General features: G+C 74.6%; 3 protein-coding genes. 2 read left to right on the top strand and 1 reads right to left on the bottom strand.

Features of this window, described 5'->3' with window-relative positions:
- On the bottom strand, positions 1-4,544 hold a 4,544-nt coding region (locus tag J0670_RS24090; RefSeq protein WP_207813742.1), incomplete at its 3' end, for a non-ribosomal peptide synthetase.
- 278 nt (positions 4,545-4,822) lie between these two features.
- Between J0670_RS24090 and sbnA the strand changes: the two genes are divergently transcribed.
- Positions 4,823-5,860 carry a 2,3-diaminopropionate biosynthesis protein SbnA gene (gene sbnA, locus J0670_RS24085; protein ID WP_207813741.1) on the top strand — a complete coding sequence of 346 codons (1,038 nt, stop codon included), beginning with the start codon at positions 4,823-4,825 and terminating at the stop codon, positions 5,858-5,860.
- Between the two features lie 72 nt (positions 5,861-5,932).
- Positions 5,933-7,596, top strand: a 1,664-nt coding sequence (locus J0670_RS24080) for a condensation domain-containing protein (RefSeq protein WP_207813740.1), incomplete at its 3' end; no start/stop codon positions are given.

Here is a 7,596-nt window from a genome sequence, read left to right as displayed (position 1 = left end):
GTCAGCAGCTCCAGGGCGCTGAGCGGGGCGTCCGGGGCGTCGGCGGCGGAGGCCAGCAGGGTGGCCAGCGAGCGGGCCAGCCGGTGCGCGGTGGCGGCGGTGAAGAGGTCCTCGCGGTACTCCAGCAGGATGTCCAGCCCGGCGGGGGCGCCGTCCGCGCCGGTGCGCTCGCGGACCTGGAAGGACAGGTCGAACTTGGCGGTGGCGGTGCCGATGGGCAGCACCTCGGCGGTCAGGCCCGGCATCGGGGGCAGGTCGGCCCCGCCGCCGAAGGAGCCGGTCTCGAAGGCCAGGACCACCTGGAACAGCGGCTGGCGGCCCATCGAGCGGACCGGGTTGAGCTCCTCGACCAGGTGCTCGAAGGGCAGTTCGGCGTGCGCGTAGGCCGTCAGGTCGGTCTCCCGGACCCTCCCGAGCAGCTCGCGGAAGGTCAGGTCGCCGGTAGGGGTATCCCCAGCGGAGCGAGGGGAAGTGTCGGTGCGCAGCACCAGGGTGTTGACGAAGAGGCCGACCAGCTCGCGGACGGCCTCGTCCGCGCGCCCGGCCACGGCGGTGCCGAGCGGGATGTCGGTGCCCGCGCCGAGGCGGGTGAGCAGGGCGGAGAGCCCGGCCTGGACGGCCATGAACAGGCTGGCCCCGCCGGAGCGGGCCAGTTCGGCCAGCCGGGCGTGGACCTCGGCGGGCACCTGGTGGGCGACCTCCGCGCCCCGGTGGCCGGCGCGGGCCGGGCGCGGGAAGTCGGTGGGCAGCTCCAGTTCCTCGGGGATGCCGGCCAGGGCCTCGCGCCAGTGGGCGAGTTCGGCGGCGGCGAGGCTGTCCGGGTCGTCCTTGGTGCCGAGCAGGGCGCGCTGCCAGAGCGCGTGGTCGGCGTACTGCACCGGCAGCGGCGGCCAGTCCGGCGCGCGGCCCTCCGTGCGGGCCCGGTAGGCGGTGGCGAGGTCGCGGGCGAGAGGGGCGAAGGAGGCGCCGTCGGCGGCGATGTGGTGCACGGTCAGCGCCAGCGCGTGGTCCTCCGCGCCGAGGGCGAACAGCCGGGCCCGCAGCGGCACCTGGGAGGAGAGGGTGAAGGGGCGGGCGGACTCCTCGGCCAGCGCGCCCTCCAACTCCTCGGCGGTCAGCTCGACCGTCTCCAGCCGGGCGCCGGCCCGCTCCGCCTCGGCGGAGGTCAGCACCAGCTGCGAGGGCAGCCCGTCGGCCTCGGCGAAGACGGTGCGCAGGCTCTCGTGCCGCTGCACCACGTCCCGGACGGCGGCGGCCAGCGCGGCCCGGTCCAGCGGGCCGGTCAGCCGGACGGCCAGCGGGATGTTGTAGGCGCCGGTGGGGCCGTCCATCTTGTCCAGGAACCAGAGCCGCTCCTGGGCGTAGGAGAGCGGCACGGTGGCTGGCCGCTCGGCGACGGCCCGCAGCGCGGGCCGGGCCGGGGCGGGCTCCGCCGGCGCCTCCTCCGGGTCCAGGGCGCGGGCCAGCGCCTCGGCCGTCCGGGCGTCGAACAGCGCCCGCACCGGGACGTCCGTGCCGAGCGCCGAGCGCAGCCGGTTGACCACCCGGGTCGCGGACAGCGAGTGCCCGCCGAGCTCGAAGAAGTCGTCGTCCGCGCCGACCCGCTCCAGCCCGAGGGCCTCGGCGAACACCGCGCAGAGCAGTTCCTCGCGCTCCCCGGACGGCTCGCGCCCGGTGCCCGCCCGCTCGTCCGGCGGGGCGGGCAGGGCCTTGCGGTCGACCTTGCCGTTGGGGGTCAGCGGCAGGTCGTCCAAGGGAACGTACACGGCAGGGACCATGTGCGTGGGCAGCACCGATGACGCCCGCTCCCGCAACCGGTCGCGGTCGATCCCTGCCGGTACGACATAGGCGACCAGGCGGGCGTCCCCCGCCCGGTCGGTGCGGGCCGTGACGACGGCCCGCCGGACGCCGGGCTGCGCGGCCAGCACCGACTCGATCTCGCCCAGCTCGATCCGGTAGCCGCGGATCTTGACCTGGAAGTCGCTGCGCCCGGCGTACTCCAGCGCCTGCCCGGCGGTGTCCCAGCGGACGATGTCGCCGGTGCGGTACATCCGGCCCCCGGCCGGGCCGTACGGGTCGGCGACGAAGCGCTCGGCGGTCAGGCCGGGGCGGTTCAGGTAGCCGCGGGCCAGGCCGCCGCCGGCGAGGTAGAGGTCCCCGAAGGTGCCGTCCGGAACGGGGCGCAGCGCGCCGTCCAGCACGTAGGCGCGGGTGTTGGCGATCGGGCCGCCGATCGGCGGCGGGCCGGGCCGGTCGGTCAGCTCGGCGGCGGTGGACCAGATGGTGGTCTCGGTCGGGCCGTACACGTTGGTCACCGAGGCGCAGTGCGCGGTGAGGGTGCGGGCCAGCGGCTCGGGCAGCGCCTCGCCGCCGACCAGGGCGCGCAGGCCGGCCAGCCGGGGGGCGTGGTCGGCGGCCAGCGACTGCCACAGGCTCGGGGTGGCCTGGAGGACGGTGACGCCGAGGCCGGTGATCGCGTCGGCCAGGGCGGCCGGGTCGCGGACGGTCTCGCGGTCGGCGACCAGGAGTTCGGCACCGCCGGCGAGCGGGACGAACAGCTCCAGGTTGGCGATGTCGAAGCCGAAGGTGGTGACGGCGAGCAGCCGGTCGGCGGGGCCGACGGCGAAGCGCTCGGCCATGTCCCGGACCAGGTTGACCAGCGCGCCGTGCGGCACCACCACGCCCTTGGGGCGGCCGGTGGAGCCGGAGGTGTAGATGACGTACGCGGGGTGGTGGTGATCCGGAATCCCCGCCGCGCACTGCCCGAGCGCGGCGGGGAGGCCCTCCGGTTCGTCCAGGACCCACAACCCGTCCTGTCCGGAGAGGAGTTCGCGCACCCGGCGGTGGGTGAGGGTGACCACCGGGGCCGCGTCGTCGAGCATGTAGCGCAGCCGGTCCACCGGGTAGTCCGGGTCCAGCGGCAGGTAGGCGGCGCCGGTCCTGAGGACGGCGAGGGCGGCCACCACGAGGTCGCAGGAGCGGTCCAGGGCGATCGCCACCACCCGCTCCGGGCCGGCCCCGGCGGCGGTCAGCCGCCGGGCCAACTCGTCGGCGCGGTCGTGCAGTTCGCGGTAGGTCAGGCGCTGGTCGCCGCAGCGCACGGCGGGCGCGTCCGGGGTGCGGTCGGCCTGTTCGGCCAGCAGCGGGGCGAGCCAGGGGCCGGGTGGCGCGGTCGCGGTGGCGTTGCGCCCCTCGACGATCAGGGCCCGCTCGGCCGCGTCCAGCACGTCCAGTCGGCCGCAGGGCTCGTCCGGAGCGGCCACGGCGGCGGCCAGCAGCCGGGCGAAGCGGCGGCCGATCAGCTCGGCCTCGGCGCGGCCGAGCAGCGCGGGCACGTGGTTGACGGCGAGGCCGAACGAGGCGCCGGGGAAGACGGTGAGGGTGACGGGGAAGTGCGTGGCCGAGCGGATGTCGACGCCGGTCACCCGGGGGCCGTCTCCCGGGTCGAGCCGCAGGCTGCCCATCGGGTAGTTCTGGAACATCAGGGCGGTGTCGAAGAGTTCGCCGCGCACCGCGGTCAGCTGCTGCACCTCGGCGAGGGTGAGGTGCTCGTGCGGCAGCAGCTCGGTCTGCGCGTGCTGGACGGCGGCGAACAGCTCGGCCGGGGTGCGGGCCGGGTCGACGTCCACCCGGACCGGCAGGGTGTTCGCGAACAGGCCCACCATCCGTTCCACGTCCGGGATCTGGGCCGGGCGGCCGGAGCTGACCGCGCCGAACAGCACGGTGTCCTGGCCGGTCAGCCGGGCGAGCAGCAGCGCCCAGCATCCCTGCACCACGGAGTTGACGGTCAGCCCGCGCTCCCGGGCGAAGCCGGTCAGCGCGGCGGACACCTCGGGGTCGAGCTCCAGCGGGACGGACTGCGGCAGCGCGCCCGCGCCCTCCGAAGCACCTGTACGGCCGGCCGGCACCAGCCGGGTCGGCTCGGCCACCCCGGCCAGGGCGGCGCTCCAGGCCTTCCGGGCGGCCTCCTTGTCCTGGGCGCCGAGCCAGGCCAGGTGGGCGTGGTAGCGGGCGGCGCGCCCGTCCGGCGCGTCGGCCGTTCCCCGGGCGGCTTCGGCGAGTTCGCCGAGCAGGGTCACCATCGACCAGCCGTCCAGCAGGATGTGGTGGACGGTCCACACCAGCCGGCACCGGCCGTCCCCGGCGCGGGCCAGGGTGAGGCGGTGCAGCGGGGGGCGGGCGAGGTCGAAGCGGCGCAGCCGGTCCTCCTCCGCCAGCCGCTCGAACTCGCCGGCGGCCTCCGCTCCGGCGGCGGCCACCTCCACCTCGTGCCAGGGCAGCGCGACGGCGGTCGGGATCACCTGGACCGCCTCGCCGTTCTTGCGGTGCCGGAAGCAGGCCTTGAGGTTGGGGTGCCGCTCCAGGAGCGCCCGCGCCGAGGTGCGCAGCGCGGCGGCCTCGGCGTCGGTCAGCTCCTCGAAGTCGAGCACCAGCTGAATGGTGTAGACGTCCGTGCCCTCGCGGTCGTACTCCGAGAGAAAGAGCAGCCCCTGTTGCAGTGGCGAGAGCGGAAGGACTTCACTGATGGCGGACGGCCGATTCAAACCGGGCTCCTCACGGAAGGCCTGTGTCGTGCTGTTCAGGCAGTGCGTCTGCGGTTCGCGGGTGCGGGAATAACAAACGTTTTCCGATGGCGCTGACGGGCAACTGACCGGCAACTGACGGACGGCTGACGCCCGCCGCCGAGCGGCCCCGATCTGGCCGCCGAACTGCGCCGACGCACCCGCGGCGGGGCCCGTCAGCAATCCGTCAGCCCCTCGTCAGCGACCGGCGGGAGGCTTGCCGCCGAGGCTAATTCGTCACCGAAGGCCAGGAGTCTCCAGTGCCGGTCATTTCCGCGTCGCACGAATTCGAGGTCAGCGACCTCTTCGTGAATCTTCAGCCGATCTTCGGGCACCGTCTCTTCGTGAAAGTCGAAGGATTCAACTTCGCCGGGTCCATCAAGCTGAAAGCCGCCCGGGAAATGGTGGCCCAGGCCGAGGCGTCCGGTGCGCTCGGCCCCGGCTCGACGCTGGTGGAGTCCTCCTCGGGGAACATGGGCGTGGCGCTGAGCGTGCTCGCGGCCGCCCGCGGCTACCGGTTCATCTGCGTCACCGACTCCCGGTGCAACGAGGTCACCCGGCGCACCATGGAGTCGTACGGCACCGAGGTGCACCTGATCACCGAGCCGCACGAGACCGAGGGTTTCCTCGGCGCGCGGATCCGGCACGTCCAGGCGCTGCTGGCCGCCGACGAGCGGCGGGTGTGGCTCAACCAGTACCTGAGCCCGGGCAACTGGATGGCCCACTACCGCACCACGGCGCCCGCGATCGCCCGTCAGTTCCCGGACCTGAGCGTGCTGTTCGTCGGCGCCGGCACCACCGGCACGCTGATGGGCTGCGCCCGGTACTTCCGCGAGCGGCGCCCCTCGGTGCGGGTGGTCCCGGTGGACAGCGTCGGGTCGGTCACCTTCGGCACCCCGCCGGCCACCCGGCACATCCCGGGCCTGGGCACCAGCGTGCGGCCGCCGCTGCTGGACGACTCGCTGGTGGACCCCCCGATCCACGTCGAGGAGCGGGACACCGTGCGCACCTGCCGCGAACTGATGCGCGGCGGCTTCATGTTCGGCGGCTCCACCGGCACCGCGGTGAGCGGGGCACTGCGCTGGCTGAACGAGCACCACGGCGACGGCGCCGGGGGCGTGCGCGAGCGGGTGACCGCGGTGACCATCTCGCCCGACCTGGGCGAGCGCTACCTGGACACGGTCTACCACGACGAGTGGGTCCGCGACTCGATCGGCCCGGAGGGCCTGTTGCCCGGCATCGAGCACCGGGGGCTCGACGCGAGCCCGCTCGCCGGGCTGCAGCCGGTGACCGGCTGATCGACGACGGCAGTGACAGAGGGTCGAGAGTTTCCGAGGCTGGCTGAGGCGACGATGACGGAGAGCAAAGCAGTGACGACGAACCGGGGCGCTGTCCTCCCGCTCACCTCGGCGCAGGCCGAGATCTGGTTCGACGAGCAGTTCGCCGCGGGGCCGTTGGCCTACAACATGGCGGACTACATCGACCTGCGCGGGCCGCTCGACCCCGAGTTGCTCGGCCGGGCCCTGCAACGCCTGGGCCACGAGGCCGAGGGCCTGCGGGTGCAGTTCGTCGAGGAGGACGGCGCGCCCGGGCAGATCATCCGCCCACTGGCCCAACTCCCCCTGAGAACACTGGACTTCAGCGACGATCCGGATCCGCTGGCGGCCGCCGGGCGGTGGATGCGGGCGGACCACGCCGACCCGATCAAGGTCACCGACTTCCCGCTGTTCCGCGGCGCGCTGATCCGGCTCGACGCCGAGCGGCACCTGCTCTACCTGTGCATGCACCACATCCTCGCGGACGGCTTCAGCCGCGGGCTGATCTACCCCAAGCTCTCCGGCCTCTACGGCCGGCTGGGCGCGGGGGCCACCCCGGCGGAGCTGGACGCCGACGCGATCCCGCCGTTCCACCGGCTGCTGGACGCCGAACGCAAGTACCTCGACTCCAAGATGGTCGGCAAGGACCGCGACTACTGGACCGACCGGCTCACCTCCGAGCAGCACGGCGCGCCGCCCGAGCTGGTCTCGCTCTCCGCGCAGGAGCCGGCCCCCGCGCGGGTCGCACTGCGCGAGACCGTCCGGCTCTCCCCGGAATCCACCGCCGCGCTGCACGCCCTCGCCCAGGACGGCAAGGTCACCCTGCCGGTGCTGATGGTCGCCGCGATGGCCGCCTACACCCAGCGGGTCACCGGCGCCCCGGCGCCGCTGCTCACCCTGCCGGTCACCGGCCGGGTCGGCGCGGTCAGCCGCTCGATCCCCGGCATGCTCGCCAACTACCTGCCGCTGGCCGTCCGGGTCCGCCCGGAGATGACCCGCACCGAGCTGCTGCGCGCGGCCTGGCGCGAGGTCTCCGGCACCCTGCAGCACCAGCGCTACCGCGGTGACCGGGTCCGGCGCGACATCGGCCTGCGGATCGACGACCAGCGCGCCTTCGGCCCGTTCATCAACGTCCTCAACCAGGACCCGGAGCTGCCCTTCGGCGAGGAGTGCCGGGGCGTGGTGGTGAACCTCTCCACCGGCATCGTCAAGGACCTCATCATGACGGTCCTGAACGCGGACGACGGCACGGTGGAGCTCCACCTGGACGGCAACCCCGAGCTGTACACCGCCGCCGAACTCGCCACCCACCTGGCCCGGTTCGCGACCTTCCTGGGCACCCTCGCCACCATGCCCGCCGACCGCCCGCTCGGCCAGGTCGGCCTCGGCGCGACCGGCGAGCCGCTCGGGCTGCTCGGCGCCTGGGACGCCGCCGCCGAGCCGGACCAGGGCCTGGTCGAGCGGGTGCGCGCCGTCGCGGCCGCGCACCCCGACGCGGTGGCGGTGTACGACGGCCGGGAGCGGGTGAACTACCGCGAGCTGCTGGCCCGCACCGCCGGGGCCGCCTCCCGGTTGACCGCCGCCGGGGTGGGCGCCGGTTCGGTGGTGGCGATGTTCGCCGAGCCCGGCGTGCCGTTCGTCACCGGGCTGCTGGCCGTCCAGGCGGTCGGCGGCGCCTACCTGCCACTGGACCCGGACTACCCGGTGGACCGGCTGCG

Source organism: Streptomyces sp. FH025 (assembly GCF_017427025.1).
Classification (GTDB): Bacteria; Actinomycetota; Actinomycetes; order Streptomycetales; family Streptomycetaceae; genus Kitasatospora.
The sequence above is the reverse complement of the archived record's forward strand: the minus strand, read 5'-3'. Positions and strand labels throughout refer to the sequence as shown.